General features: G+C 74.9%; 21 protein-coding genes and 1 tRNA gene. 13 read left to right on the top strand and 9 right to left on the bottom strand.

The features are described from left to right. Nucleotides 1–226 precede the first annotated feature (226 nt). The 4 genes from ACZ402_RS17810 to ACZ402_RS17795 all read right to left on the bottom strand — a co-directional run bounded on the left by ACZ402_RS17810 (nt 227) and on the right by ACZ402_RS17795 (nt 3,930). Nucleotides 227–1,435 carry an ABC transporter permease gene (locus ACZ402_RS17810; protein ID WP_375825111.1) on the bottom strand — a complete coding sequence of 403 codons (1,209 nt, stop codon included), beginning with the start codon at nt 1,433–1,435 and terminating at the stop codon, nt 227–229. Then, nucleotides 1,432–2,412 carry an ABC transporter ATP-binding protein gene (locus ACZ402_RS17805; RefSeq protein ID WP_375825112.1) on the bottom strand — a complete coding sequence of 327 codons (981 nt, stop codon included), beginning with the start codon at nt 2,410–2,412 and terminating at the stop codon, nt 1,432–1,434. Before ACZ402_RS17805 ends, ACZ402_RS17810 begins: the two co-directional genes overlap by 4 nt. A gap of 118 nt (nt 2,413–2,530) precedes the next feature. Then, nucleotides 2,531–3,253, bottom strand: a complete 723-nt coding sequence (locus tag ACZ402_RS17800; RefSeq protein ID WP_375825113.1) for a hypothetical protein — start codon at nt 3,251–3,253, stop codon at nt 2,531–2,533. A gap of 74 nt (nt 3,254–3,327) precedes the next feature. Then, the gene (locus ACZ402_RS17795) at nt 3,328–3,930 is read right to left on the bottom strand and encodes a TetR/AcrR family transcriptional regulator (RefSeq protein ID WP_087469723.1); all 603 of its coding nucleotides are present in this window, start codon (nt 3,928–3,930) and stop codon (nt 3,328–3,330) included. Between the two features lie 276 nt (nt 3,931–4,206). On the opposite strand from ACZ402_RS17795, the gene ACZ402_RS17790 reads away from it, so the two are divergent. From ACZ402_RS17790 to ACZ402_RS17760, 7 genes are all read left to right on the top strand, one after another. Beyond that, nucleotides 4,207–4,278, top strand: a tRNA-Gln gene (locus tag ACZ402_RS17790). Nucleotides 4,279–4,308: 30 nt separating this feature from the next. Further along, the gene (gene glmU, locus ACZ402_RS17785) at nt 4,309–5,985 is read left to right on the top strand and encodes a bifunctional UDP-N-acetylglucosamine diphosphorylase/glucosamine-1-phosphate N-acetyltransferase GlmU (protein ID WP_375825114.1); all 1,677 of its coding nucleotides are present in this window, start codon (nt 4,309–4,311) and stop codon (nt 5,983–5,985) included. 68 nt (nt 5,986–6,053) lie between these two features. Further along, the gene (locus ACZ402_RS17780) at nt 6,054–7,037 is read left to right on the top strand and encodes a ribose-phosphate diphosphokinase (RefSeq protein WP_253052885.1); all 984 of its coding nucleotides are present in this window, start codon (nt 6,054–6,056) and stop codon (nt 7,035–7,037) included. An 11-nt stretch (nt 7,038–7,048) separates the two neighbouring features. After that, nucleotides 7,049–7,660, top strand: a complete 612-nt coding sequence (locus ACZ402_RS17775) for an SIMPL domain-containing protein (RefSeq protein ID WP_375825115.1) — start codon at nt 7,049–7,051, stop codon at nt 7,658–7,660. 81 nt (nt 7,661–7,741) lie between these two features. After that, the gene (locus ACZ402_RS17770) at nt 7,742–7,912 is read left to right on the top strand and encodes a hypothetical protein (protein ID WP_336728113.1); all 171 of its coding nucleotides are present in this window, start codon (nt 7,742–7,744) and stop codon (nt 7,910–7,912) included. Nucleotide 7,913: 1 nt separating this feature from the next. Then, nucleotides 7,914–8,831, top strand: coding sequence for a hypothetical protein (locus ACZ402_RS17765; protein WP_375825116.1), 918 nt, complete (start codon nt 7,914–7,916; stop codon nt 8,829–8,831). A gap of 73 nt (nt 8,832–8,904) precedes the next feature. Beyond that, complete coding sequence (locus tag ACZ402_RS17760; RefSeq protein ID WP_375825117.1) at nt 8,905–9,633, top strand: GOLPH3/VPS74 family protein; 729 nt, start codon at nt 8,905–8,907, stop codon at nt 9,631–9,633. Nucleotides 9,634–9,665: 32 nt separating this feature from the next. Here ACZ402_RS17760 and ACZ402_RS17755 read toward each other — a convergent pair whose 3' ends face one another. Then, on the bottom strand, nt 9,666–10,976 hold the full coding sequence (locus ACZ402_RS17755) for a UDP-glucose dehydrogenase family protein (protein ID WP_375825118.1): 1,311 nt from the start codon (nt 10,974–10,976) through the stop codon (nt 9,666–9,668). Nucleotides 10,977–11,239: 263 nt separating this feature from the next. Between ACZ402_RS17755 and ACZ402_RS17750 the strand changes: the two genes are divergently transcribed. From ACZ402_RS17750 to ACZ402_RS17725, 6 genes are all read left to right on the top strand, one after another. Further along, nucleotides 11,240–15,553 carry a LamG-like jellyroll fold domain-containing protein gene (locus tag ACZ402_RS17750; RefSeq protein ID WP_375825119.1) on the top strand — a complete coding sequence of 1,438 codons (4,314 nt, stop codon included), beginning with the start codon at nt 11,240–11,242 and terminating at the stop codon, nt 15,551–15,553. Between the two features lie 326 nt (nt 15,554–15,879). Then, nucleotides 15,880–16,476 (top strand): 50S ribosomal protein L25/general stress protein Ctc, encoded by a 597-nt coding sequence (locus ACZ402_RS17745; protein ID WP_375825120.1) that lies wholly within the window; start codon nt 15,880–15,882, stop codon nt 16,474–16,476. Between the two features lie 159 nt (nt 16,477–16,635). After that, entirely contained in the window at nt 16,636–17,238 is a 603-nt protein-coding gene (pth, locus tag ACZ402_RS17740; protein ID WP_375825121.1) for an aminoacyl-tRNA hydrolase, read from the top strand. A gap of 114 nt (nt 17,239–17,352) precedes the next feature. Then, nucleotides 17,353–18,519, top strand: coding sequence for a glycosyltransferase (locus ACZ402_RS17735; RefSeq protein WP_375825122.1), 1,167 nt, complete (start codon nt 17,353–17,355; stop codon nt 18,517–18,519). Next, complete coding sequence (locus ACZ402_RS17730; protein WP_375825123.1) at nt 18,516–20,405, top strand: polysaccharide biosynthesis tyrosine autokinase; 1,890 nt, start codon at nt 18,516–18,518, stop codon at nt 20,403–20,405. The genes ACZ402_RS17735 and ACZ402_RS17730 overlap by 4 nt, the downstream gene beginning before the upstream one ends. Next, on the top strand, nt 20,402–21,604 hold the full coding sequence (locus tag ACZ402_RS17725; protein ID WP_375825124.1) for a glycosyltransferase: 1,203 nt from the start codon (nt 20,402–20,404) through the stop codon (nt 21,602–21,604). The genes ACZ402_RS17730 and ACZ402_RS17725 overlap by 4 nt, the downstream gene beginning before the upstream one ends. Here ACZ402_RS17725 and ACZ402_RS17720 read toward each other — a convergent pair. From ACZ402_RS17720 to ACZ402_RS17705, 4 genes are read right to left on the bottom strand one after another with little or no spacing between them, the layout of a single operon-like run. Beyond that, the gene (locus ACZ402_RS17720) at nt 21,558–22,733 is read right to left on the bottom strand and encodes a glycosyltransferase (RefSeq protein WP_375825125.1); all 1,176 of its coding nucleotides are present in this window, start codon (nt 22,731–22,733) and stop codon (nt 21,558–21,560) included. The genes ACZ402_RS17725 and ACZ402_RS17720 overlap by 47 nt on opposite strands. Next, nucleotides 22,730–23,761 carry a glycosyltransferase family 4 protein gene (locus ACZ402_RS17715; RefSeq protein WP_375825126.1) on the bottom strand — a complete coding sequence of 344 codons (1,032 nt, stop codon included), beginning with the start codon at nt 23,759–23,761 and terminating at the stop codon, nt 22,730–22,732. The genes ACZ402_RS17720 and ACZ402_RS17715 overlap by 4 nt, the downstream gene beginning before the upstream one ends. After that, the gene (locus tag ACZ402_RS17710) at nt 23,758–24,930 is read right to left on the bottom strand and encodes a glycosyltransferase family 4 protein (RefSeq protein WP_375825127.1); all 1,173 of its coding nucleotides are present in this window, start codon (nt 24,928–24,930) and stop codon (nt 23,758–23,760) included. Before ACZ402_RS17710 ends, ACZ402_RS17715 begins: the two co-directional genes overlap by 4 nt. Continuing rightward, nucleotides 24,927–26,246 carry an O-antigen ligase family protein gene (locus ACZ402_RS17705; protein WP_375825128.1) on the bottom strand — a complete coding sequence of 440 codons (1,320 nt, stop codon included), beginning with the start codon at nt 26,244–26,246 and terminating at the stop codon, nt 24,927–24,929. Before ACZ402_RS17705 ends, ACZ402_RS17710 begins: the two co-directional genes overlap by 4 nt. Nucleotides 26,247–26,291: the final 45 nt, after the last annotated feature.

Raw genomic sequence — 26,291 nt, 5'->3', positions numbered from 1 at the left:
GTGGGGGGGGGGGGGGGGGGGGGGGTGGGGGGGGGGGGGGGGGGGCGGGGGGGGCGGGGGGGGGGGGGGGGCCCCCGCCCCCCCCCCCCCCACCCCGACCACCCAGGCCAGCCACACGCCGTCGAGCACAACAACCACGGCTCTATCTCGCGCGACCACGCCTCTACCTCGCGCGACCACGGCTCTATCTCGCGCGACCAGGGCTCTACCTCGCCGCGGTCCCGGGTCAGGTGGTGCGGAGGGCGTCCTTGAGCTTGACACGGGCACCGGTGCGCAGGACCGCGTTGGAGTAGATCTTCGCGGCGAGCCACACGAGCACCGGGATGACGGCGAGCGAGAGGCCGAGGGCGAGGAGCGCCTCCCAGGTCTCGGCGCTGCCGAGGGCGATGCGCACGGGCATGAGGAGCGGCGAGCACAGCGGGACGAACGACAGCCACACGACGAGCGGGTTGTCCGGGGCCCACGGCGCGACGGAGATGCCGACGACGTACGGCACGATCATGAGGAACGTGACCGGGGTCGTGACCGCGCCGACGTCCTCCTGGCGCGAGACGAGCGCGCCGAGGCCGGCCATGAGGAGCGCGTAGCTGACGAACCCGACGACGAACCACACGAGCGCCCAGGCGGCCGCGGTGCCGAGGTCGATCGTCGACGTGTCGACGAGGCCGAGGCCGAGCGCGGTCCCGACGCCCGCGAGCACGACGAGCGCGACCTGCCCGAGGCCGACGAGGCCGATGCCGAGCACCTTGCCCGCCATGAGCTGCCAGGGCCGGACGGTCGAGAGCAGGAGCTCGACCACGCGGCTCGTCTTCTCCTCGACGACGCCCTGCGCGATGAGCTGGCCGCTGATCATGATGGCCATGAAGAGCAGGACGCCGGTGACGAGGCCGGTGACGTAGCGGGTCGGGTCGAACTCGCTGGGCTCCCCGATGGTGCGCACGGTCGGCGCGGCGGTCGCGACGTCGCCCGCGACCTGGGCGGGGTCGCCGCCGAGGCTCGCGACGGCGTCGGACAGCGCGGTCTGCTGGGCGAGGGTCGTGAAGACGGCGGTGAGGCCGGGGGAGAGCTCGGTGTCCACGACGACGGTGGGCGAGTCGGCGGACCCGGTGACGAGGGCGTCGAGGTCGCCGTCGCGCACCTGGGCCTCGCCCGCGGCGTCGTCGGCGACGTCGACGGTCTCGACCTCGGTGCCGAGCGTGCTTCCCGTGGCCTCGACGGACTCGGCGAGCGCCGCGGTCTGTGGCGTGACGCCGACGCGCTCGGCGGTCGGGCCGGACGAGCTCGCGAGGTTCAGCACCACCCCGCCGAGCACGACCGCGCCGACGAGGACCACGGTGAGCCAGACGAACGACTTCGAGCGGAGCCGCGTCGTGATCTCGCGGCCCGCGACGAGGCGGATCGCGCCCCAGGACGTCAACGAGGTCCCCGTGCTCATGCCCCCACCTCCACGGTCTCGGCGGCCGTCCCGGCCGGCTTCTCCTCGGCGCTCACGACGTCGCGGTACAGCTCGGTGAGCGACGGCCGGACGAGCGAGAACTCGTGCACCGGCCCGGCGGCGAGCGCCGCGCGCAGCACGGCCTGCTCGCGCCCGCTCGGCCCGTCGACGGCGGTCCGGTCGCCCGCGGCCCCGTCGCGGTGCGTGAGCTCGACGACGGTGCGCGACCGCTCCAGGCTGACGGCCCGCGCGTCGGGCACGGCGCCGATCCACGTCGCCCCCGGTGGCCCGTCCACGACCCACCTCTCGGTCTCGGTCCGGCGGAGCTCGTCGATCGTGCCGACCTCGACCATCGCGCCGTCCTTGATGATCCCGACGCGGTCGCACAGGCGTTCCACGAGGTCGAGCTGGTGGGAGGAGAAGACGACGGGGACGCCCGCGTCGGCGCGGGCGCGCAGCACGTTGCTCATGACGTCGACGGCCACGGGGTCGAGCCCGCTGAACGGCTCGTCGAGCACGAGCAGCTCGGGGTCGTGCGTGAGCGCGGCGGCGAGCTGGACGCGCTGCTGGTTGCCGAGCGAGAGCTTCTGCACCTCGTCGCCGCGCCGGGCGTCGACGCCGAGCGTCGTGGTCCAGCGCTCCATCGCGTCCTTCGCGTCTGCGGCGGACAGCCCGTGCAGCCGGGCGAGGTAGACGAGCTGCTCGCCGACCTTCATGCGCGGGTAGAGCCCGCGTTCCTCGGGCATGTAGCCGATGCACCGCCGCGCGGCGAGGTCGATCGGCCGCCCGTCCCAGCGCACCTCGCCCCCGTCGGCGGCGAGCACGCCGAGGATGATGCGCATGGTCGTGGTCTTGCCGGCGCCGTTGGAGCCGACGAAGCCGAAGATCTCCCCGGCACGCACGTCGAACGACGTCCCGCGCAGGGCGCGCACGTCGCCGTAGGTCTTGGTCAGCGAGTCGATCTCGAGTGTCGCCATGTGCCCCAGACAACCACGCGGCCACGCGCACGGCACGGGACAGATGTCACGTCCTGCCCCCTCCCGACGGACCGGGCGGGTCCTTCCGAGGCCGGGGGTCGTGACCCCGGCCGAGGGCTCAGCCCCGGTGCTCGTCGCGCACGGGGGGCAGCGGGGTGCGCGCGGCCCGCACGGTGAGGCGGAGCATCGCGGCGGTCGCCTGGTCGACGTCGGCGACGTCGTCGCGCCGGACGGCGTCGAGCGCGGCCCAGAGGAGCTCGCGCGCGATCGCGGCCTCCCGCTCGTCGAGACGTGCGGAGACGGACTCGACGGCGCTCATCGCGACGAGGACGCGCATGCCCGCCGACGTCGGGGGCGCGACGCGCACGCGCCGGATCTCGACGGCGTCGCGCAGGGCCCGGCGCTCGACGCGCGAGAGCCGGGGTCCGGCCACGCGCAGGAGGACCCGCGTGAGGAGCGCGGCCGTGACGCCGAGGAGCGCGGCGACGAGGACGAGGACGGCAGGCGCCAGGGCGTGCCCGACGAGGAGCGCGGCGATCGCGGTCGCGGCGCCCGCGACGAGACCCAGGCGCACGCCGTCGACGGACGCGTACCACTCGGCGTGCCGCCGCACCCGGTCGAGCTCGCGGGGCGTCAGGCCGGGGACCAGCACGTCGGTGCGCTGGACGATGCGGTCCGGCGCCCCGGCGACGGCCCCGTGGAGGCAGCGCGCGGTCGTCCAGGTCGAGTATCCCCAGACCGTGGGACGGATCTCGTCCCGGTGGTCCTCGTGCGTGCGGTCGGTGGACCGGTCGTGCCCGTGCATGAAGTGCCCCGCTTCGTCGGTCTCGTGCTTCCGCAAGGAGAGACGGGTACGCCCGGGCGCCATGACGCGGATTCGGAGAAGTTTCCCCGGACGACCCGTGGACGGACGCGTCAGGACTTCGTCGTGATGAGGTGCGGGCGCTTCTCCATGTCCGCGAGGCCGTTCCACGCGAGGTTGACGAGGTGCGCCGCGACCTCGGTCTTCTTGGGCGAGCGCACGTCGAGCCAGTACTGCCCGGTGAGGGCGACCATGCCGACGAGCATCTGCGCGTAGATGGGCGCGACCTTGGGGTCCAGCCCGCGCGTCTTGAACTGGTGGGCGAGCAGGTGCTCGACCTGCGTCGCGACGTCGCCGATGAGGCTGGAGAACGTGCCGGTGGCCTGGGCGACGGGGGAGTCGCGCACGAGGATGCGGAACCCGTCCTCGGACGCCTCGATGTAGGACAGGAGCGCGAGCGCGGTGCGCTCGAGGAGCACCTTGGGGTGGCCGCCCTCGTCGAGCGCGCCGGAGAGCGCCGCCGTGAGCGCCTGGACCTCCCGGTCCACGACGACCGCGTAGATACCCTCCTTGCCCCCGAAGTGCTCGTACACGACCGGCTTGGACACCTCGGCGCGCGCCGCGATCTCCTCGACGCTCGTCCCCTCGAACCCCTTCTCGGCGAAGAGACCGCGGCTCACGGCGAGCAGCTGCTCGCGCCGCTGGCTCGCGGTCATGCGGGATCGGGGGGTGCGTCTGGACTCGGCCACGGGGTCCATCATGCCGTGCACCCGCCGCCGTGCCCCGCGTGCGCGCCCCGCCCGTGTGGCGCACGCGACTGCCGCGGTGGGCGAGGACCAGGGTGCGGACCGGACGAGACGGGCGCGACCGGCGTCGGGCACAGGGACCGACCTGGCAGACTGTTCCCGGACCCAGCCCGCCCGCCGTGGCCCGGGAGACGTACCGGAGCACGGCGAGGGGCAGGTGACGGGCAGAGGCGTCGCCGGGTCCGGTCCGCCTTGGTGTAATCGGCAGCACAAGGGTTTTTGGTGCCCTTGGTCCAGGTTCGAGTCCTGGGGGCGGAGCTCGTGCCACCGATCCCGAGGGGAACACCCATGGAAGCTCAGCAGGGAACCGACCCCACCGTCGCCCCCGCTGCCGTGATCGTCCTCGCCGCCGGCGAGGGCACGCGGATGAAGTCGTCCACCCCCAAGATGCTGCACACGCTCGCGGGCCGCAGCCTGCTCGGGCACGTGCTCGTCGCGGCACGCTCGCTCGACCCGGCGCTGCTCGCCGTCGTCGTGCGGCACGGGCGCGACCGCGTCGCCGAGCACGCCGTCTCGGTCGACCCGGACGCGGTGGTCGTGGACCAGGACGAGATCCCCGGGACCGGGCGCGCCGTGCAGTGCGCGCTCGCCGCGCTCGACGCGAAGGCCCACGCGCAGGCGCTCCTGCACGGCCTGCCCGACGGCGAGGAGGGGCGCGGCCTGGGCGACGGGCTCGAGGGCCCCGTGGTCGTGACCGCGGGCGACACCCCCCTGCTCGACGGCGGCACGCTCGCCCAGCTCCTCGCCGCGCACGTGGTCGACGGCAACGCGGTGACGATGCTGACGACGGAGCTCGAGGACGCGACGGGCTACGGGCGCGTCGTGCGCGACGGCTCGGGCGACGTGCAGCGGATCGTCGAGCACAAGGACGCGTCGGCCGACGAGCGCGCGATCCGCGAGGTCAACGCGTCGATCTACGTGTTCGACGCCGCGGTCCTGCGCCGCGGCCTGGGCACGCTCGGGCGCGACAACGCCCAGGGCGAGGTCTACCTGACGGACGTCGTCGCGGCGGCGCGCGCCGAGGGCGGCACGGTCCGGGCGCTCGTCTCCGCGGACCCGACGATCGTCGAGGGCGTCAACGACCGCGTGCAGCTCGCGACGCTGCGCGCGGAGCTCAACCGCCGGATCCTCGAGGACTGGATGCGCGAGGGCGTGACCGTCGTCGACCCGGCGACGACGTGGGTCGACGTCGACGTCGAGCTCGCGCGCGACGTGACCCTGCTCCCCGGCACGCAGCTCCACGGGGCGACGGTCGTCGCCGAGGGCGCGACGATCGGCCCGGACACGACGCTCACCGACACCGAGGTCGGCGCGGGCGCGACGGTGACCCGGACGCACGGCAGCCTCGCGGTCCTGGGGGCCGGGACGTCCGTCGGCCCGTTCGCCTACCTGCGGCCCGGCACCGTGCTCGGCGCCCAGGGCAAGATCGGCACGTTCGTCGAGACGAAGAACGCGGAGATCGGCGAGGGTTCCAAGATCCCGCACCTGTCCTACGTGGGGGACGCGACGATCGGCGAGCACACGAACATCGGCGCCGCGTCGGTCACCGTCAACTACGACGGCGTCCACAAGCACCGCACGGTGATCGGCTCGCACGCGCGCACGGGCGCGGACAACATGTTCGTCGCCCCGGTGTCCGTCGGCGACGGCGCCTACACCGCCGCCGGCTCGGTCATCCGCCGCGACGTGCCCGCGGGCGCGCTCGGGGTGAGCGGCGGGCAGCAGCGCAACATCGAGGGCTGGGTCGAGCGCCGCCGCCCCGGCACCCCGGCGGCCGACGCCGCGGCCGCCGCGCGCGCGAGCGACCCCGAGGCGCCGCCGCTCGGTGCCCAGGCCCAGGCCCAGCTCGCGGACCAGAGCGCGGCGGCGACGGCCGAGCGCCCGACCCCGCCGCCGCCCGGACCCGAGCTCGAGCACACGCTCGAGGCGCTGCGTGGCGGTCGTCCCGCGACCACGGCAGACTGACCGCGTCCGGCCCCGCTCTCCTCAGACCCACCCCGCACCCGGAAACACCACCGAAGGAACCCACTGGTATGAGCAGCACGATCGCCGGCAACGGGGAGAAGTCCCTCGTCCTCGCCTCGGGGCGCGCGCACCCCGAGCTGGCCAACGACGTCGCGCGGGAGCTGGGCATCGACCTGCTGCCCACGACCGCGTACGACTTCGCGAACGGCGAGATCTACGTCCGGTTCGGCGAGTCGGTGCGCGGCGCCGACGTCTTCATCCTGCAGAGCCACACTGCGCCGATCAACCAGTGGATCATGGAGCAGCTGCTCATGGTCGACGCGGCCAAGCGTGCCTCGGCCCGCACCATCACGGTCGTCCAGCCGTTCTACGGCTACGCCCGGCAGGACAAGAAGCACCGCGGCCGCGAGCCGATCTCGGCCCGCCTCATGTCCGACCTGTTCACCGCCGCGGGCGCCGACCGCCTCATGAGCGTCGACCTGCACGCCGCGCAGACGCAGGGCTTCTTCGACGGCCCGGTCGACCACCTGTGGGCGATGCCGATCCTCACGGACTACGTGCGCACGCGCGTCGACACGTCGAACGTCACGGTCGTCTCCCCGGACGCGGGCCGCATCCGCGTCGCCGAGCAGTGGGCCGCGAAGCTCGGCGGCGGGCCGCTCGCGTTCGTGCACAAGACGCGCGACGTGACGCGCCCGAACCAGGCCGTCGCCAACCGCGTCGTCGGCGACGTCGAGGGCCGTGACTGCGTGCTCGTCGACGACCTCATCGACACCGGCGGCACCATCGCCGAGGCGGTGCGCGTGATCCTCGCCGCGGGGGCGCGCTCGGTGATCGTGGCCGCGACGCACGGCGTGCTGTCCGACCCGGCGGCGCAGCGCCTGTCCGAGTGCGGGGCGAGCGAGGTCGTCATCACGGACACGCTGCCCATCGCTGCGGACAAGCAGTTCCCGCAGCTCACCGTGCTCTCCATCGCGCCGCTCGTCGCGCGCGCCATCCGCGAGGTGTTCGACGACGGGTCGGTCACCTCGCTCTTCGACGGCAACAGCTGACAGGAGGGGTCGTGGGCGGCTCGGGAGTGACGACCACCGGTCAGGGGGCAGTGACGGCGGCGCCGGACGTCGCCGTCGTCGAGCTGGGCGCGGAGTCGAGCGCCCCCGGTGTCCAGGAGGCCCTCGACCGGGCGAACGCCGGGCTGGCCGCGGCGCGCGACGCGCTCGTCGGGGCGGGCGTCGCGCCCGCGGACGTGCGCACGTCCCAGACGTCCACGTGGACCGAGCAGCGCGACGACGGCCCGCGCACGACGGCGCGGCTCACCCTGCGCGCGACCGTGCGCGACGTCGCGGCGTGCGGCGAGATCGTCCGCGCCGCCCTCGACGCCGCGGGGCCCGTCGCGCGCCTCGACTCGACGAGCCTCGCCGTGGGCGACCCCGGCCCGCTCGCCGTCGCGGCGCGCGACGCCGCGTTCGCCGACGCCCGCGCGCGCGCCGAGCAGTACGCGCGGCTCGCGGGCCGGTCGCTCGGCCCGGTCGTGGAGGTCCGCGAGGACGTCGGCGGGCCCGGCCCGGTGCCGCGCCTGATGGCGGCCAAGGCCGCGAGCGACGCGCTCGTCGTCGAGCCCGGCACCCAGGAGGTCCGCGCGAGCGTCACCGTGCGCTGGGAGCTCGCGGACTGACCCGACTTCATCCTTGTCGGCGCGCCCGCGATGGAGAACCCTGGGACTGTCCGGCACGACGCGAGCGCCCAGGGAGTGACGATGAGCACCGAACCAGGCCCCGCGCTCGACGAGTACCGGTGGATCGACGGTCGACTGCTGCAGTGGGACGGCACGGGCTGGGTCGTCCCGCTGGGAGGGGCCGGCCCCGACCAGCAGCCTGCCGACGAGATGCCTCCTCAGGACGACCTCGCCGCGCCCTGGGAGGACTGACGTGCCGCGAGGACCCGAGCCGAGCGTCCTGCCGTCGGGCCCGCAGCCGGTCGAGACGGCGCTGACCGTCGCCCGCATCGCCTCGTACGACGCCTCCACCGCCCGGCTGCGCGACGTCGCGAAGTGGTTCGCGACGTCGACGGTCGCCCTGACCGCCTTCCTCGCCGCGGCGTTCCCCGTCGCCGGGATCGTGTCGGAGCGGGGAGCCGTGACGTGGACCGCGCTCGCGTGGGGCGCGGGCGCCCTGGTGGCGCTCGGGACCGTGGTCGCGCTCGCGAGCCGGGTGCTCGCGCCGCGCGTGGTGACCGTCGAGGCGATCGCGACCCAGCTCGAGTTCACGGGACTGCGGGACGAGGTCGCGCGCGAGCCCACGACGTTCCTCGGCCTGTGGGCGAGCGACGTCCCGGGCCTCGTCGAGCGTCGCCGCCGGGCGGTCGCTGACCAGAGGAACGTCATGGCCCAGCTCGCGGACCCCGCGCTGGCACCGGACCTCCGCACGGCGTTCCAGGATCGGCGCCGCGTCGTCGAACGCGACCTGACGATCCTCGGCTGGGTCTCCTACCGGCTCGAGGGCGCCGGTCTGTACGCCGTGACCTGGCGACGCTTCACGACGTTGAGGGTGTGGAGCGCCGTCGCCGCGGCGATCGCGGCGATCTGCCTCGTCGGTCTCGTGGTGTCGTCGCACGACGACTCCGCGGAGCGGTACCGCGGCGCCACCGTCACGCTGGCGTTCCTCGAGGACCTCGCCCCCGCCCCGACGCAGCTGCTGGGCGCGACCTGTCCGGACGTGGTGACGGGCGAGCTGGTGTCGTCCGGCGCCGAGCCACCCTGGACCGTCCGCATCACCCAGGAGGGGTGCGACGCCGCGACGCTCCACGTGGGGCCGGACCAGGCCGTCCTGGTGATCCACGACGGCTGAGGCCCGCGACGGCCTCGCGGGCCGATGACATTCGGCACGTCTCCGCGGGCACGGCGGCGCCTACCGTGGAGGCATGCTCATCCTCGAGGACTACCTGCTGCTCACGCTCGACGACGTGACCGGGAAGGCCGTCGTCGACGCGTCGTACCGCGAGCAGGTCGCCGCCGGGGCGCTCCTCGTAGAGCTCGCGCTCCTGGGCAGGGCCGACCTCGCGGGCGACGGCGACGGCGGCAGGATCGGGCGCATCGTCGTGCGGGACGCGTCCCCCACCGGCAACACGCTGCTCGACGAGGCGCTGACCGTGGTGCGGTCGCGCGAGGGGTCCACGCCCAAGGGGCTCGTGGCGCCGCTCGCGAAACTCCGGCCGGCGTCGCGCGCGATCGCGTCGCTCGCCGAGCGCGGCGTCCTGCGACGCGAGGAGGGCCGCGTGCTCGGGATCTTCCCGACCACGCGCTGGCCCGCGGCGGACACGCGCCACGAGGAGGGCGTGCGGGCCGGGCTCTGGCGCGTCCTGGTCGACGGCGGCGCGCCGGACCTGCGGACGGCCGCCCTGGTCGCGATCCTCGCCGCGACCGGGCAGGCGGGCCGGGTGCTCGCGGCGGGCGGTGATCGAGGCACGCCGGCAGTCGTGGACGGCGGGACCGACCTGTCCGGGTCGCGCCGCCGCGCCGTCGACGCGCGCGCGAAGGAGATCGCGCGGCAGAGCTGGGCGAGCGAGGCGGTGCGCGCCTACGTCGAGGAGGTCACCGCGGCGATCCTCGTCGGCGCCACGGTCGCGGCGACGGCAGCGGCGACGAACTGACGAGCGCGGCTCGCTCCCGGATTGCCGTGGTGTCAGGGGCGACCCAGCGCGCGGTACGTCCAGCCCGCGTCGCGCCAGACCGCCGGGTCGAGCGCGTTGCGCCCGTCCAGGACGCGCCGGTGCGCGACGTGCTCGCCCAGCGCGCGGGGGTCGAGGTCGCGGTACTCGCGCCACTCCGTGAGCAGCACGACGACGTCGGCCTCCTGCGCCGCCTCCTCGACGGTCGCCGCGAACTTGAGCTCCGGCGCGGTGCGTCGTGCGTTCTCCGTCGCGCGGGGGTCCGTGACGACGACGTGCGCGCCCTGGAGGTGCATCTGCATCGCGACGTTGAGCGCGGGGGAGTCCCGCGTGTCGTCGCTGTCGGGCTTGAAGGCGGCGCCGAGGACCGCGACGTTGCGGCCCACGATCGAGCCGCCGCACACCTCGCGTGCAAGGTCGACCATCCGAACGCGCCGGCGCATGTTGATGGAGTCGACCTCCCGCAGGAACGACAGGGCCTGGTCGACGCCCAGCTCGCCCGCGCGGGCCATGAACGCGCGGATGTCCTTGGGCAGGCAGCCGCCCCCGAACCCGAGCCCGGCGTTGAGGAAGCTGCGCCCGATGCGGGCGTCGTGCCCGATCGCGTCCGCGAGGACCGTGACGTCGCCCCCGGTGGCCTCGCACAGCTCGGCCATCGCGTTGATGAAGGAGATCTTCGTCGCGAGGAACGAGTTCGCGGCGACCTTGACGAGCTCGGCCGTCGCGAAGTCGGTGACGACCTTCGGCGTCCCGTCCGCGAGGACGCTCGCGTAGACCTCGTCGAGGACGCTCTCGGAGGTGCCGTCGTCCTCCGGCTGGACGCCGTACACGAGGCGGTCCGGGTGGAGCGTGTCCTGGACGGCGTGGCCCTCGCGGAGGAACTCCGGGTTCCACACGAGGCGCGCCCCGGGCTGGGCCTCGCGGACGCGCGCGGCGAGCCGCGCGGCGGTCCCCACCGGCACGGTGGACTTGCCGACCACGAGGTCGCCGGGGGACAGGTGCGGCAGGAGGGACTCGACCGCGGCGTCGACGTAGCGCAGGTCCGCCGCGTACTCGCCCGGCCGCTGCGGCGTACCGACGCACACGAAGTGCACCCGTGCCCCGGCCGCGCGCGACACGTCCGTCGTGAAGGTCAGGCGACCGCTCCCGACCTCCTGCTCGAGGAGACGGGGAAGGCCCGGCTCGAAGAACGGCGCCTGGCCCGCGGTGAGCGCCGTGACCTTGTCGGCGTCGACGTCGACGCCGACGACGTCGTGGCCGAGGGACGCCATGCTCGCGGCGTGCACGGCGCCGAGGTACCCGCAACCGACCACCGAGATGCGCATCGAGGACCTCCGTGGGTGACGGTCTGGGTGTCGGCCCACGCTACTCCGCCCGAGCCGCCCGGCGGCCGGGTCGCGTGGGTGAAATGACGGACAGGAGGCCCCAACCGGTCACGCGGGACGCCCTCGGCGGGTGAACTTCCGGGCAGGAGGTCGCCCTCCGGGCTCCCCGAGTGGTTCGATTCGCCTGAGGGTGCATGCAGGGGGCGGCGGTCACGCGGTGTCGCCGCAGTCTCGACGAGCACGCGAGAAGCAGGACGCACCACATGCCGCACAGCACACAGGAGCCTCGACCGTCAGGGGTCACGCGTCGGCGATGGTTCGTCGCGACCGCCGCCGCGGTGGCGGGTGCGCTCGCGCTCGTGGGCATCGGGGCGGCGTTCCCCGGAGTTCCCGGCGGTGCCGGGACCTCGCAGCTCACCGACGTCGTCGGCGACAGCGAGGCCGAGAGCGTCGCGATCGGCGGTTCCGTCGGCCAGGAGGTCGCGGCGAACTTCGCCCCCGACCAGTCCGGCCCCGAGGGACCGGACGCGTCCGCCTCGTCGATGTGGTGGCGGTGGACGGCCCCGACGAGCGGCCCCATCACGTTCTCGACCCACGGCAGCGAGCTCGACACCGTGCTCACGGTCTACCCGAGCACGGCGACGAGCGCCCCCGTCGCGACGAACGACGACGAGGGTGACGTCCGGACCTCGTCGGTGACGTTCGACGCGACCGAGGGCGAGGAGTACCTCGTCGAGGTCTCCGCCAAGTCGCCCGACCCCGGGCTGCTGACCCTGTCGTGGCAGCCGCCCGCACCGGCAGCCGCGGCGCTCCCGGAGGAGCCCGCCGCGGCGGCGGTCACGTCCACCGGCATCCCCCTCACGGGGAACACGGGCGAGAAGCCCCAGTCGAAGCTCTGGTCCGCGGGCGGCACGTGGTGGGCGGTGCTCGCCTCGGCCAGCACGTCGCCCGCAGGCACGTGGGTCTGGCGGTACGACGCGGTCCCCAAGACGTGGACGAACGTCACGCGCATCTCCGAACGCACGGACGTGCGCGCGGACGTCAAGGCCGTCGGCGACGTCGCGCACGTGCTGCTCCACGGGCCGACCACGACCCTCGTCTCGATCCAGCGGGACCCGCAGTCGAACACGTACGTCCCGTGGACCGCGCGCGCCGGCGCGACGGCGGTCTCGCTGCCCGGCAGCGAGACCGCGACCATCGACATCGACTCGACCGGCCGCATGTGGGTCGCCTGGGACACGGCGAGCCAGGTCCAGGTGCGCTGGAGCGACGCCCCCTACTCGTCGTTTTCGGCTCCGGTCACGGTCGCGTCGGGGATCACGGACGACGACATCGCCGTCGTCACCGCGATGCCGGGTAACAAGGTCGGCGTGCTGTGGTCCAACCAGAACACCGAGAGATTCGGCTTCCGGACGCACGCCGACGGCGCGTCCCCCTCGACCTGGACGGCCGACGAGGTCCCCGCGGCGGGGTCCGCGCTCCCGGTCGGCGGCGGCATGGCGGACGACCACCTCAACGTCGCGGTCTCGGACGACGGCACCTTCTACGCGGCCGTCAAGACGTCCTACAACTCCGCGGACCGCACCGTCATCGGTCTCCTGGTCCGTCACCCGGACGGCACCTGGGACCCGTTGCGCGAGGTCGACCGGGTCGGCACGCGCGGCATCGTCCTCGTCGACGACGTCACGGACCGGCTCCGCGTCGTGTACACGCGCAGCACCAACCTCGACGACATCCTCGTGAAGGAGACCTCTCGGATCTCTCCTGACTTCTCCGGGGCGGCGGAGACGGTGCTCGACGGCTCCTGGAACAACGCGACCGCGACGAAGTCGAACGTCCCCGGCGAGGTCCTGGTGATGGCCGCCTCCGCCACGACGGCGCGTGCGGCGCGCCTCGCCTGGACGCCGGCCGGTGCCCCGACGGCGCAGGACTCGACCGTCGCGACGACGGTGGGCGGCACGGTCACCGGGAAGCTCGGCGCGCAGGCGACGACCGACGACCCCCTCACGTTCCAGGTCGTCACGCCGCCGACCGCGGGCACCCTGACGGCGATGGATCCCGCCACGGGTGCGTTCACCTACCGCGCCGGGGCCGCGAGCGGGCTCGACTCGTTCACGTTCCGCGTGGGCAGCGGCGGGCTGTGGTCGGCTCCTGCCACCGTGGGCGTGCGCGTGTCCTCCGCGGACGGCCTGGTCGGCGCGTGGAACCTCGACGAGGGCCAGGGGCTCGTGACCGCCGACTCCTCCGGGTGGGGCAACGGCGGGACGCTCGTCGGCGGGTCGTCGTGGGTCCCGGGGGTCTCCGGGTCCGCCGTGCGCTCGGACGGCGCGACGGGTCTGGTCCGTGTCCCGGACTCCGCCGCACTCGACGTGAGCACCGGGCTCACGGTCGCTGCGTGGGTGCGACCGGAGCAGGCCGCGACCCAGTACGTGGTGAAGAAGGCCACCAACGACGCCGCGGACGGGTTCGAGCTGGCGCTCGCGAGCAACGGCAAGCCCTTCCTGCGTCTCAACGAGGACAGCTCGGGCGACACGTACCGGGTCAACGCGACGTCCTCGTACCCCACGAACGGCACCTGGGTGCACCTCGTCGGGTCGTACGACGGGACGCGCATGCGGATCTACGTCAACGGCGTGGAGCAGGCCTCGAAGGCCGGCCCGGCGAGCATCGGCACGAACGCGTCACCGTTGGGCATCGGCGCAGAGGGCAACGGCTACCGGCCCGTCAAGGGTGCGGTAGACGGCGTCCGTCTCTACGACCGTGCGCTCTCGGCCGCCGAGGTGACGACGCTGTTCCAGGGTGGGTCCACGACGCCCGCGCCGGCACCCGTCGCGCAGGACGTCGCCGTGAAGACGACGCTCGGCCAGCCGGTCTCCGGCACGCTGACGGCCACGGTGCCCCAGGGCGCGACGCCGCAGTTCCAGGTGGTCACCCCGCCGACGCGCGGGACGGTCGCGCTGACGAGCACGTCGGCCGGCACGTTCACCTACACGCCGGGAGCCTCCGCTGGTGCGGACTCCTTCACGTTCCGGGTCGGTGCCGGTGGGCAGTGGTCGGCACCGGCGACGGTCCGCGTGGCGGTGGCCTCCCCGGACGGGCTCGTGGGAGCGTGGGAGCTCGACGAGGGTCAGGGGCTCGCGACCGCGGACGTGTCGGGCTGGGCGAACGGCGGCTCCCTCGTCGGTGCGGCCACGTGGGTCCCCGGGCGGAGCGGGTCCGCGGTGCGGTCCGACGGCGTGACCGGCTACGTCCGCGTACCCGACGCCTCGACGCTCGACCTCACGACGCGGATGACGGTGGCCGCGTGGGTACGGCCAGAACAGCTCGCGACGCAGTACGTGGTGAAGAAGGCCGCGCAGGGGACGACCGACGGCTACGAGCTCGGTCTCGCGAGCGGGGGCAAGCCCTTCCTGCGGCTCAACCACGCATCGTCGGGGGACACGTACCGGGTCGACGCCACCTCCACGTACCCGACGGACGGCACCTGGGTGCACCTCGTCGGGACGTACGACGGGACGCGCATGCGGATCTACGTGAACGGCGTCGAGCAGGCCTCGAAGGCCGGTCCGGCGAGCATCGGGACGAGCACGCTCCCGCTGGGCATCGGGGCCGAGTCCAACGGCACCCGGGCCACCAAGGGCGCCGTGGACTCCGTGCGCCTGTACGACCGCGCCCTCACCGGGGCCGAGGTCGCGGCGCTCTACTCCGGTGCGAGCAGCTCCGTGCCCGCCCCGGAACCGACGCCGGACCCCACGCCGACTCCGGACCCCACGCCGACGCCCGACCCGACTCCGGACCCGACGCCGACGCCCGACCCCACGCCGACTCCGGACCCGACGCCGACGCCCGACCCGACGCCGGATCCCACACCGGTTCCGGACCCGACGCCGACGCCCGACCCGACGCCGACCCCTGACCCGACGCCCGACCCCGGACCGACGGTCCCGGCGGGGGCCGTCGGGGTGTGGGGGTTCGACGAGGGGCAGGGGACCACGGCGGCGGACGGCTCGACCAACGGCGCGACGGCGTCGATGCGCTCGGGCGCGACGTGGGCGACGGGCCTCAGCGGCACCGCGCTCGGGCTGGACGGCGTCGACGACTTCGCGCGCGTCGACGACCGGCCCTCCCTCGACCTCGCCGGCCCGATGACGGTCTCGGCCTGGGTGCGTCCCGAGCAGAAGGCGACGCAGTACGTCCTCAAGAAGGCCGCGCAGGGTGCGACGGATGGGTACGAGCTGGGTCTCGCGAACGGCGGGACGGCGTTCCTCCGGTTCAACCACGCGTCGTCCGGGGACACCTACCGCGTCGACACCACGACGCCCTACCCGACGGACGGCACCTGGGTGCACCTCGTGGGCACCTTCGACGGCACGCGGATGAGGATCTACGTGAACGGCGTCGAGCAGGCGTCGAAGGCCGGACCGGCCGCCGTCGGCACCAACGCGCTCCGTCTGGGCATCGGCGCCGAGTCGGACGGGACCCGTCCGATGAAGGGCCGCATCGACGGCGTGCGGCTCTACGACCGTGCCCTGAGCGCCGCGGAGGTGGCGCAGCTCTACGCCGCGCCCGGGAAGTAGCGGAAGCCCCGAGTCTCGGCTCCGCCTCGGCTCCGTCGCGGGTTTCGCGGGGGAGCCGAGCCCGGGTACAGTAGTCAGGTTGCCTCGGCGAGGGACGTCTGACGGCCGGCAGCGCTGGACCGGTGATCACACCGGCGGCGCGGGACCGCGAGTGTCAGCCAGACCTGTTGGATCTCCGTTATCGACTGGGCGGTCGTCCTCCTGCGCGCCCGTCACACGTCCCGCGCCGACGCAGCCGCCCGTCCGGGTGGCCCTCTCAACCGTCCGGACAGCCGACCGCTCCCCACTGGTGGCCGGCCCGCAACGTTCTTCCAGGAGTGATCCACGTGTCTGAGATCAAGCTCGCCGCCGAGGCCCGTACCGAGTTCGGCAAGGGTGCCGCCCGCCGCGTCCGCCGCGCCGGCAAGATCCCCGCGGTCCTCTACGGCCACGGCACCGACCCGCTGCACGTGACCCTGCCGGGGCACGAGACGATGATGGCGCTCAAGCACTCGAACGCGCTGTTCTCGATCGAGCTCGACGGCAAGGCCCAGCTCGCGATCGCCAAGGACGTCCAGCGCGAGCCGGTCCGCAACGTCATCGAGCACGTCGACCTGCTCATCGTGAAGAAGGGCGAGAAGGTCGAGGTCGAGGTGCCGGTGCACGTCGTGGGCGAGTCGGTCCCCGGCACGATCCACCTGCTCGAGCAGCTCACCCTCGTGGTCGAGGCGGACGCGACGCGCCTGCCCGACTCGATCGAGGTCTCCGTCGAGGGCCTCGAGGCCGGCTCGGTCGTGTACGCGGGCGACGTCGCGCTGCCGGAGGGCGTCACCCTCGTGACGGACGCCTCGGCCGACGTCCTCATCGTCAGCGAGCCCAAGGTCGAGGCCTCCGAGGACGAGGCCGCCGAGGCCGCCGCTCCTGCCGAGGCTGCCGCGGAGTGATCCTCCCCGTCGTCGGCTGACGCCACGACGACCCGCGTCGGACGCCCGGTACCGTGACGGTGCCGGGCGTCCGTGCGCCCGCACACCGCACCACCACCAGCCGTACCCCCCGCCGGCGCGCAGCCCGAGCCGGGACCCGGACGAAGGACGAGGGACGACATGACCGACCAGCCGTGGCTCGTCGTCGGGCTCGGCAACCCCGGGCCGACGTACGCGGGCAACCGCCACAACCTGGGCCACATGGTCCTCGACGTCCTCGCAGGGCGCGCCGCCGCGCGGTTCGCGCGGCACCCGCGGGCGCAGGCCGCCGTCGCCGAGGCCCGCATCGGCATGCTGCCCGGCGGGCGGCCCGGGCCGCGCGTCGTCCTGGCCAAGCCCACGACGTACATGAACGTCTCCGGCGGCCCCGTGTCCGGGCTCGCGAAGTACTACGGGATCGACCCGGACCACGTCGTCGTGGTCCACGACGAGGTCGACATCCCGTTCGGCGCCGTGAAGCTGAAGATCGGCGGCGGCGAGGGCGGGCACAACGGCCTGCGCGACATCAGCAAGGCCCTGGGCACCAAGGACTACGTGCGCGTGCGCGGGGGCGTCGGCCGTCCCCCGGGCCGCCAGGACACCGCCGACTTCGTGCTCAAGGACTTCAAGGGCGCCGAGGCCAAGGAGCTGCCGTTCCTGCTCGACGACGCGGCGGACGCCGTCGAGATGCTGCTCACCGACGGCCTGCTCGCCGCGCAGGGGAAGTTCCACACCAAGGCGTAGGGCGTGTCGAACGCACCGTGACGCCCGTTTTCACCCGGGTGAGGTCCCTTCGTCCCCCTCTCCGGGCGGCCCCTCCGACCTAGGCTGGTTGCCTGCGTTCGCGAGGGAGGACCGATGACCCACGGTGTCGCGCTCGCGCACGACTACGCGACCCAGCGTGGCGGCGCGGAGCGGGTCGCGCTGCTGCTCGCGGGCGCGTTCCCCGGCTCGCCCATGTACACGACGCTGTACGACCCGGTCGGCACGTTCCCCGAGTTCGGCTCGCTCGACCTGCGCACGTCCGCGCTCGACCGGGCCGCGCTGCTGCGCCGGAACCACCGGGTCGCGCTCCCGTTCCTCGCGCCCGCCGTCGACCGTCAGCGCGTCGAGGCCGACGTCCTGCTCGCGTCGTCCACCGGGTGGGCGCACGGCTACCGCGGGGCGCGGCGCACGGTCGTCTACTGCCACGCCCCGGCGCGGTGGCTGTACCAGCGCGACCGGTACCTCGGGCCGTCCGAGGGCTCCGCCGCGCACCGTGCCCGACGCCGTGCCGCAGCCACCGCGCTCGGCCTCCTCTCCCCGGGGCTGCGCCGGTGGGACGGCGCCGCCGCGCGGCGTGCGGACGTCTACCTCGCCAACTCGACCGTGACGCAGCGCGCGATCCGCGACGCCTACGGGATCGAGGCGGAGGTGCTCGCACCGCCGCCCGCGATGCTCCCCGACGGGGAGGAGCGCGCCCTGCCGGGCGTGGAGCCCGGCTTCCTCCTGTGCGTGGCGCGCCTGCTGCCGTACAAGAACGTCGACGTCGTCGTCGAGGCGGCGCTCGCGACGGGCCGTACGCTCGTCGTCGTCGGGGACGGTCCCGACCGCGCGCGCCTGGAGGCGCAGGCGGCACGCGGGGGCGGCCGGGTGCACCTGCTCGGCCGCGTCGACGACGCGACGCTGCGCTGGGTCTACCGGAACGCGTCGGCGCTCGTCGCGGCGTCGTACGAGGACTACGGGCTCTCGCCGCTGGAGGCCGGGGCGTTCGGCCGGCCGAGCGTCGTGCTGCGTGACGGCGGCTACCTCGACACCGTCGTGGACGGCGTCAACGGCGTGTTCTTCGACGCGCCGCGGCCCGACCTCGTGGCCGAGGCCGTCGAGGTGGCGACGGGGCGCACGTGGGATGATGACGCAGTCATGGCGCACGTCGCGACGTTCGGCCGTGAGCGGTTCGTCGCGCGGTTGCGGAGCGTCGTGGCCCAGCAGCAGGACCACACCGTCGGCGCGGGCCGACCCGGTGGGGGGAGATCGCAGGGATGACCATCAGGGAGTTCGTCCGTACCGTCTGGGCGGGCAAGTACTACGTCCTCGCGGCGGTCCTCGTCGTCGTGGCCGGAGCGCTGTTCTACCTCGACCGTCAGGAGACGATGTACCGCGCGACCGCGACGGTCCAGCTCTACGGCGTGCAGAGCGCGCAGGGCGGGGAGTCGCTCGTCGAGGTGACGGTGGCGACCGACGCCGACGACGTCACCGCGCCCGAGGTAGCGGAGGCGGCCGCGACGGCGCTCGGCGCACCCGGGTCGGCGGACGAGCTCGCGGACCTGGTCTCCGCCCACGTGGACGGTGAGAGCAGCACGGTCAGCATCGACGCCACGACCCCGGACGAGGCGTGGTCCGTCGACGTGGCGAACGCCTTCGCCGATGCCTACGCCGAACAGCTCGTCGTGCTGCAGTCGGCTCAGGTCGAGGAGATCGAGGCCCGCCGTCAGGCGCTCGCCGAGCAGCTGGTCGGTGTCCGTACGCGCCTGCAGGCCGACACCGGCGATCCGCTGGCCTCGGCCGAGCAGGACATCATCGTCGACGACTACTCCGCGCTCACGGTGCAGATCAACTCGCTGCGGGGCATCACGGTGCCGGGAGAGGTCGTCGCACCAGCGACCGGCGCCGAGCCGCTCGGGCTCTCCCGTGCGACGGTGCTCGCGCTCGCCGCGCTCGTTGGCCTGGTCGCAGGGATCGGCCTGGCGTTCGCTCGGCGTGGCCTCGACGTCCGCGTGCGCACGGCGGCGGAGTCGACACGGCTCACCGAGACGCCGGTGCTTGCCGAGCTCTACGGCACGCGGCCCGCGGAGAAGGAGTTCGTGCACACGCACGCGCTTCCCGTCGCGAGCAAGGTCGCGACGCCCTTCACCGAGTCGATCCGCGAGCTGCGCACCGCCGTGCAGGTGTCCACCGCAGGCATGAAGCACGCGGTCGTCGTCGTCACGGCGGCCGACCCGTCGGCGCCCCGCTCGTTCATCACGGCCAACCTCGCGGCATCGTTCGCGCTGAGCGGCCGACGCACGGTGGCGCTGTCCGGCGACCTGCGGCGCCCGCAGCTCGACCGCATGCTCCCGGCTCCCGACGACTGGGACGGGCAGGACCAGGAGCTGCGCCCGACCGCGGTGCCGAACCTCCGGGTCATGCCGGTGCCCGAGGAGGAGATGGACCCGGCGGACTTCCTCGCGACGGAGCGCGCGCGGGGTCTCGTCCGGAGCCTGCGCGACCACGCGGAGGTGGTCGTGGTCGACGCGCCCCCCGTCCTGGCGGCGGCCGACGCGACGATCCTCGGTGGCTACGCGAACGGCGTCGTGCTCATCGCGTCGGCCGGGCGCACTGACCGCGCTGTGCTCGCCGAGGCGACGGAGCGGCTGCGCGTCAGCAACGTCCCGCTGCTCGGCATCGCGCTGACCGGGGTCACGGGCGACCGGCGGATGCTCTACGCGTCCACGTACGGCGACGACACGGAGCAGGAGACCAGGCAGGGTGGCGCCCAGGCACCGGCGCCCTCCGTCGTTCCCGCCGCGACAGAGCGGCCCGCGACCGGGCGGTCAGACGCCCCCGCAGAGCCGTCCGGGCAGGCGGGCTCCGGTCGGCCGGATGGCGAGCCCGTCGCGGACGACTCCGGGCGCTCCGTCGGAACGCGACGTGCCTCGGTCGCCGCGGCGGCGGTCGCGGTCGACGACGCGGTGGGGCGCCCCACGCCACCCACAGTGCCCGCCCGCGGCGCGCCGGCGGCCGACGGTGCGGCGGCGCCCACCGCTGCGCGGGGTCCGGGCAAGCGGCACGCCGTGCTCGCCCCGGCGTGGAGCAAGGTCGAGCCGGCGACCCCGGACGAGTCCGGCGACGAGACCGCACCGGACGAGCGCAAGCGTCCCTTCCGGTGGTGACCTCCCCGGGCGGTCCGCCGCTCCGGGTCCTCGTCCTCGACCACACCGCGGAGCTCGGCGGCGCCGAGCTCGCGCTCGTGCGCACCTGCGCGGCGCTCGGGCCCGAGGTCGACGTCCGGGCGCTGCTCTTCGCCGACGGTCCCCTGCGCGCGCGCCTCGAGGAGCTCGGCGTGCGGGTCGACGTCGTGCCGCTCGCGCCGTCCGTGGCGACCGCCGACCGCGAGCGTGCGGGGCGGCTGTCCGTCGCGGCGCTCGGGGGCGCCCTGCGCACGGTCCCCTTCCTCTGGCGGCTCGCGCGGCGCGTGCGGGCGCTGCGGCCCGACGTCGTGCACACGACGTCGCTCAAGGCAGACCTCCTGGGGATCGTGCCGGCGGCGCTCGCGCGCCGGCCGCTCGTGTGGCACGTCCACGACCGTATCGCCCCCGACTACCTGCCCGGGCCGCTCGTCCGGGTCGTGCGGGCCCTGGCGCGCCGGGTCCCGGCGGCCGTGGTCGCGAACTCCCGCGCGACGGCGGCCACGCTCCCCGTCACGACGGCGGTCGCGTACCCGGGGTTCGCCCCGGAGCAGGTGGCGGGCGCCGAGGGCGCGCTCGCGGCCCGCGCCGAGGTGCCGGAGCCCGTGGTGGACATGGTCGGCCGGCTCAGCCCGACCAAGGGCCAGCTCGAGATGGTGCGCGCGCTGCGCACGGTCGTGGACGCCGTGCCGGCGGCGCGGCTGCGGGTCGTCGGGGAGCCCGCGTTCGGGGCCGAGGACTACGCGGCGCAGGTCCGGGCCGAGGTGACCCGGCTCGGGCTCGACGACCACGTCGACCTCGTCGGGTTCGTGCCCGACCCCCGCGCGGAGCTCGACCGGGCGGCGGTGTGCGTGCACGCGTCGCCGGTGCCGGAGCCGTTCGGGCAGGTCGTCGTCGAGGCGATGGTGCGCGGCGTCCCCGTCGTCGCGACGCGGGCGGGCGGCGTCGAGGAGATCCTCGACGACCCCGAGACGGGGCCGGGGGCGCTCGGCCTCCTCGTGCCGCCCGGCGACGTTGACGCGCTCGCCGCCGCGGTGCTCGACGTGCTGCACGACCCCGCCGCGGCCCGCGAGCGCGCGCTCCGGGCGCGCGCGTCGGCACTGCGCAGGTTCCCCGTGGAGCGCACGGCGCGCGTGCTCACGGACGTCTGGACGTCCGCGCCCGGACGAGGGCGGCGCGCATGAGCGCGGCCTGACCGCGCCAGGTCGGGACGTCGGGCGGGTCGCCGGAGAGCTCGCCGGTCCGCGGGGGCGTCGCGCCGACGAGCGCGGCCAGCACCGCCGCGGGGAAGTCGTCGCCGACGGCGACACGTGCTCCTGGCTCGTCCCGGAACCCCGCCACCGGCGTCGACACGACGGGCCGCTCCACGGCCCGGTACTCGTAGAGCTTGATGGGGTCCAGGCTGTCGGTGAACGCGTCGACGACGTGCGGGACGAGCAGGACGTCGGCGTGGCGCAGGTAGGCCGGCACCGTGGTCCAGGGACGCGGCCCGAGGAGCACGACCCCGGCGCGCGCGAGGTCCGCGTGCTCGGCGGCGGACAGGTCCACCACCGGCCCGACGAGCACCACCCGGGCGTGCCCGTCGAGCGCGCGGGCGGTGGCGAGCAGGAGCGGCACGTCGAACCGGTCGGGGTGCACGGTCCCGACGTAGAGCGCGACCCGGCCCGCCGGGAGGTCGGCCGGGCGGGCGAACGCGCGGCGGTAGCGGTCGAGGTCGACCCCGTTCGTCAGGAGCGTCACGTCGCGGGCCGCTCCCTTGCGGGCGACCAGCCCGGTGGAGCACACCGTGACCTCGGCGCACCGGTCCAGCAGCGTCGCCTCGTCCTCGACGAGGCGCGCGTGCTCGGCGGGGGAGCGGTCGGCGGCCAGCCAGTCGTCGGTGACGTCGTAGAGCGCGGGCCAGCCCGTGCGCCGCACGACGGCGGCGCCGGACGGGTCGTTGACCCACAGCACCGGGCGGCGCAGGCCGGCGCGGGCCACGGCACGCTCGACCGACCGCGCGAGCCGGACGTCCACGCGCGGGTCGACCTTGCGGGGGAGCCACTTGGTCGGCTCGTGGAGGAGCACGCGGCCGGGGGCGATCCCGTCCACGGCGGGCGCGGCGCGCAGACCGCGGCCGGGGCGCGGGACGCCGCGCCGACTGAGCCGGTGCAGCGGGTCGGACGCCGGCTCGACGAACAGCACCCGGGCCGTCGGGTCGGTGCGGCACAGCTCCGCGACGAGGTACTGGTTGCGGCGCCACACGTCGTCCCAGCGTTCGAGCGACAGGACGACGACGTCGCCCGCGCCCGCACCGCCCGCGGCGGCCGTCACGCGAGCACCGCGCGGTAGACGGCGTCCGTCCCGGCGACCTGGGCCGCCGGCGTGAAGCGCTCGCGCTGGACGGCGCGACCGGCCGCGGCGCAGGCGTCGCGGCGCGCGGGGTCGGCCGCGAGGGCGGCCAGGGCCCGGCCGGCGGCGCCCGGGTCGAGCGCCGGGTAGAGGGTGAGCGGGTCGATCCCGTCGAGCGTCTCGCGGTGCCCGCCCGCCGCGGAGGCGATGACGGGCAGGCCGCTCGCCATCGCCTCGAGGACGCTCAGCCCCAGCCCCTCCACGGGGCACGGCGCGACGAGCAGGCCCGCGCGGCCCAGGAGGGCGTCGACGTCGTCGCGCGCCCCGAGGAACGACGCGGCGTCCGCGATGCCGAGCGACCGGGAGAGGCCCTCGAGCGCCGTCCGCTGCGCGCCGTCGCCCGCGACCTCGAGGCGCCAGCCGCGGTCCGCGAGCCCCGACGCCGCGAACGCCTCGAGCGCGAGGTCGGTGCGCTTCTCGGCCTCGAGCCGCTGGACGACCAGCACGACGTCGTCGCGCGCGGCGGCGGCTCGACCGTCCGGACGGTCCGCCACGCCGGGGTGCACCACGACGCTGTCGCCCTCGACGTGGTCCGCGACGTACCGGCTGATGGCGATCTGCGCCCGGACCGGCGACGCGGCGACGACCGCGACGAGCCGCCCCCGGGCCCCGGTGCCGCGCCGCCGGGCGAAGTGGCGCGTCGAGACCACGGGAGGGAACCCGCGCGTCGTGCGGGCCGCGACGGCGGCGGCGACCTCGGCCGCCGTCATGTGCACGTGGACGACGTCGGCGGCAGCGCCGTGCGCCCGCAGCGCACGCACGACGTCGCCGGTCGAGGCCGCGGGGAGGAGGGGCACCGTGGGGTCGTCCACCGTCGCGCGCATGCCGTCGGGCGCGCCGCCGACCACGGCGACGTCGTGGCCCGCCGCCGACTGCGCGCGCGCGAGCCGTGCCACGTGCCGCTCGACGCCGGCGAAGCCGTCGGACCGGACGGCGTGGAGGATCCTCACGGGCGGTGCTCCGATCGTGCGGCGGCGAGCGCCGCCGCGAGCTCGAGATAGCGACGTGCGACGGCGTCCCAGTCGTGCCGCTCGGCGGTGGCGCGCGCCCGTGCGGAGATCTTGCGGCGCGCGTCGTCGTCCAGGGCCACGACGGCCGCGAGACCGCCGCGGACCCCCTCGACCGTCCGGTCCACCAGCCAGCCGGTGACCCCGTCCTCGACCACGTCGGGTGCGTAGCCCACGGGGGTGGCGACGACCGGGACCCCGCACGCGAGCGCCTCGAGCACGACGAGCGCGTTCGCCTCGTAGGCGCTCGGCAGGGCGAGCGCGTCGGCCGCGTGGAGCCAGGGCCGCGGGTCCGGCACGCGGCCCGCGAGGTGCACGCGGTCGGTCGTCCCGAGGCGGGCGACCCGGGCCCGGACGTCCGCGAGCATGTCGGGCGTCCCGCCCACGACGCTCACGTGGACGTCGGGCAGGTCCGCGGCCGCGGCGAGCACGAGGTCGAGGCCCTTGCGGTCGAACTCGTGCCCGACGAACACCACGTGGACGGCGCCCTCGGGCACGCCCGCCGCGGCCCGCGCCGCGGCGCGCTCGGCGGGCGAGGGCGGCGCGAAGCGTGCGACGTCCACGCCGTTGCCGATCACCACGGCGCGCGCGCGCAGCCGCGGGTACGTGCTGCGCAGCGCGTCCCGCTCGGACCGCGTGAGGTTGACGACGACGCGGTGGGCGCGGCCGCGGTACCGGAGCGCGTCGCGCGCCGCCGTGAAGAGGTGCAGCGGGTTGCGGGCCATGCGCCACGCGTACCCCCCGCGGGCCCGCATGGCGACCCGGAGGATGCCGTGGTTGACGTACACGTCGCCGGCGAGGACGTCGTTGTGGCAGATCGAGACCACCGCGTCCCCGGTTCCCCGGCCCGCGCGGCGCTCGCGGGCGACCCGGCGCCGCGCGAGGGCCGTGCCCACGGTGGAGAACCACACGACCCGGGCGAGGAGCACGAGCCGGCCCCGGACGCCCGGCCCCGGCTCGGGGAGCCACGCGCCCCGCGCGTCGGCGAGCGTGAAGCGTCCGGTCGCGACCCCGGCGCGCTCGAACGCCGCCTCCAGGTGGTGCGCGACGCCGCCCACGCCGCTGCCCGGGGCGATCTCGGGGGCGATCTGCAGGATCCGCAGGTCGGTCATCGTTCGGCCATCTCCCGTACGGATCGCAGCTCGTCGAGAGGGAGCTCTCGACCGGTCGCGTCGCGGGCGTGCTGCCGCGACTCGGCGTAGGACTCGGCGCCCAGGCACACGCCCACGATGACGAAGGGGACCGTCACCTGGACGGACACCCAGAAGAGGTCGAACTGGCCCTGGACGAAGCGCATCATGAGCATCGAGAACGCGAGCGTCCCGAAGCGCGGGTTGATGCGCCACAGCACGACCATCCCGCCGAGGAACAGCGCGAGGAAGCCGACCAGCCCCACGATCCCGGCGGACGACAGGACTTCGAGCTCGACGTTGGGCGGCTGGAACACGAACTCCGTGACGCCCGCGGTCCACCACCGCAGCCCCATCCCGACCCACGGGCTGCGCTGCCACACGTCGATCGAGTCGGCGTACCAGGTGAGCCGCTGGTTCGCGGAGTTGAACTCGTTCCCCGACTCGAGCTGTTCCTGCACCGCGAGCACGACGAAGTAGATCGCCGGGATCGCGGCGAGCAGGATGAGCTTCGAGCGCTTGCGGTCGGGGTCGCCGCGCAGCGTGATGAGCATGATGCCGATCGCGAGACCGATGAGGGCCTGGCGCGCCTGCGCGGCGAGCACGCCGAGCGAGCAGAGCCAGAACGCCCCGAGCGAGAACCAGCGGGGCCAGCCCACCCACCACGGGCGCGCGTAGGCGGTGAGGGCGGCGAACGCGAGCACGCACCCGATGAAGTTCTTGTGCATCGAGAGCGGCGCGTCGATGTACACCGGACCCGTGTTGCCCGCCGCGAGCTGCTGGAGCGCGACGAGGCAGGTCTGCGCCGCGATCGCGAGGCAGGGCAGCAGGAAGAGGGTCAGGCCGAGCCGGGCGCGGCCCGAGCGGCCGACCGCCCAGCCGACGACGAGCGCGCCCGCGACCGACAGCCAGGCGTGGAACCACTCGACGACGTTCGCGCTGAACGGGTTGACGAGCACCGTGAAGAGGGTCGCCACCTGGTAGACGAACGACAGCCAGAGCATCGCCCGCATGGGCCGCGAGAAGGGCCGGGGCGAGAAGAAGAGCGCGAACCAGAACGCCCCGAACAGCGCGAAGTCGCTGAGCGAGAGGTCGACCCCGCCCCCGCCGACGCGCTGGACGATCACGAGCGCCGGCATCGCGAGGATCGGGAGAGCCACGGGCTCGTACGCGGTGAGCCCCACCACGAGCACGAGCAGCGCGCCCGCCAGAGCGGCCATCTGGAGCTCCGGCACGACGAAGCCCAGGACGCCGAGGAGCGCGACGACGACCGCGCCCCCCGCGGTCCATCCGGCCACGGTCCGCGTCCGTTCTGCCACGGCACCGCGTACCCGCGGGACGTG

The organism is Cellulosimicrobium sp. NPDC030954 (assembly GCF_055571305.1).
This window is presented reverse-complemented; position numbering and strand designations above follow the sequence as displayed.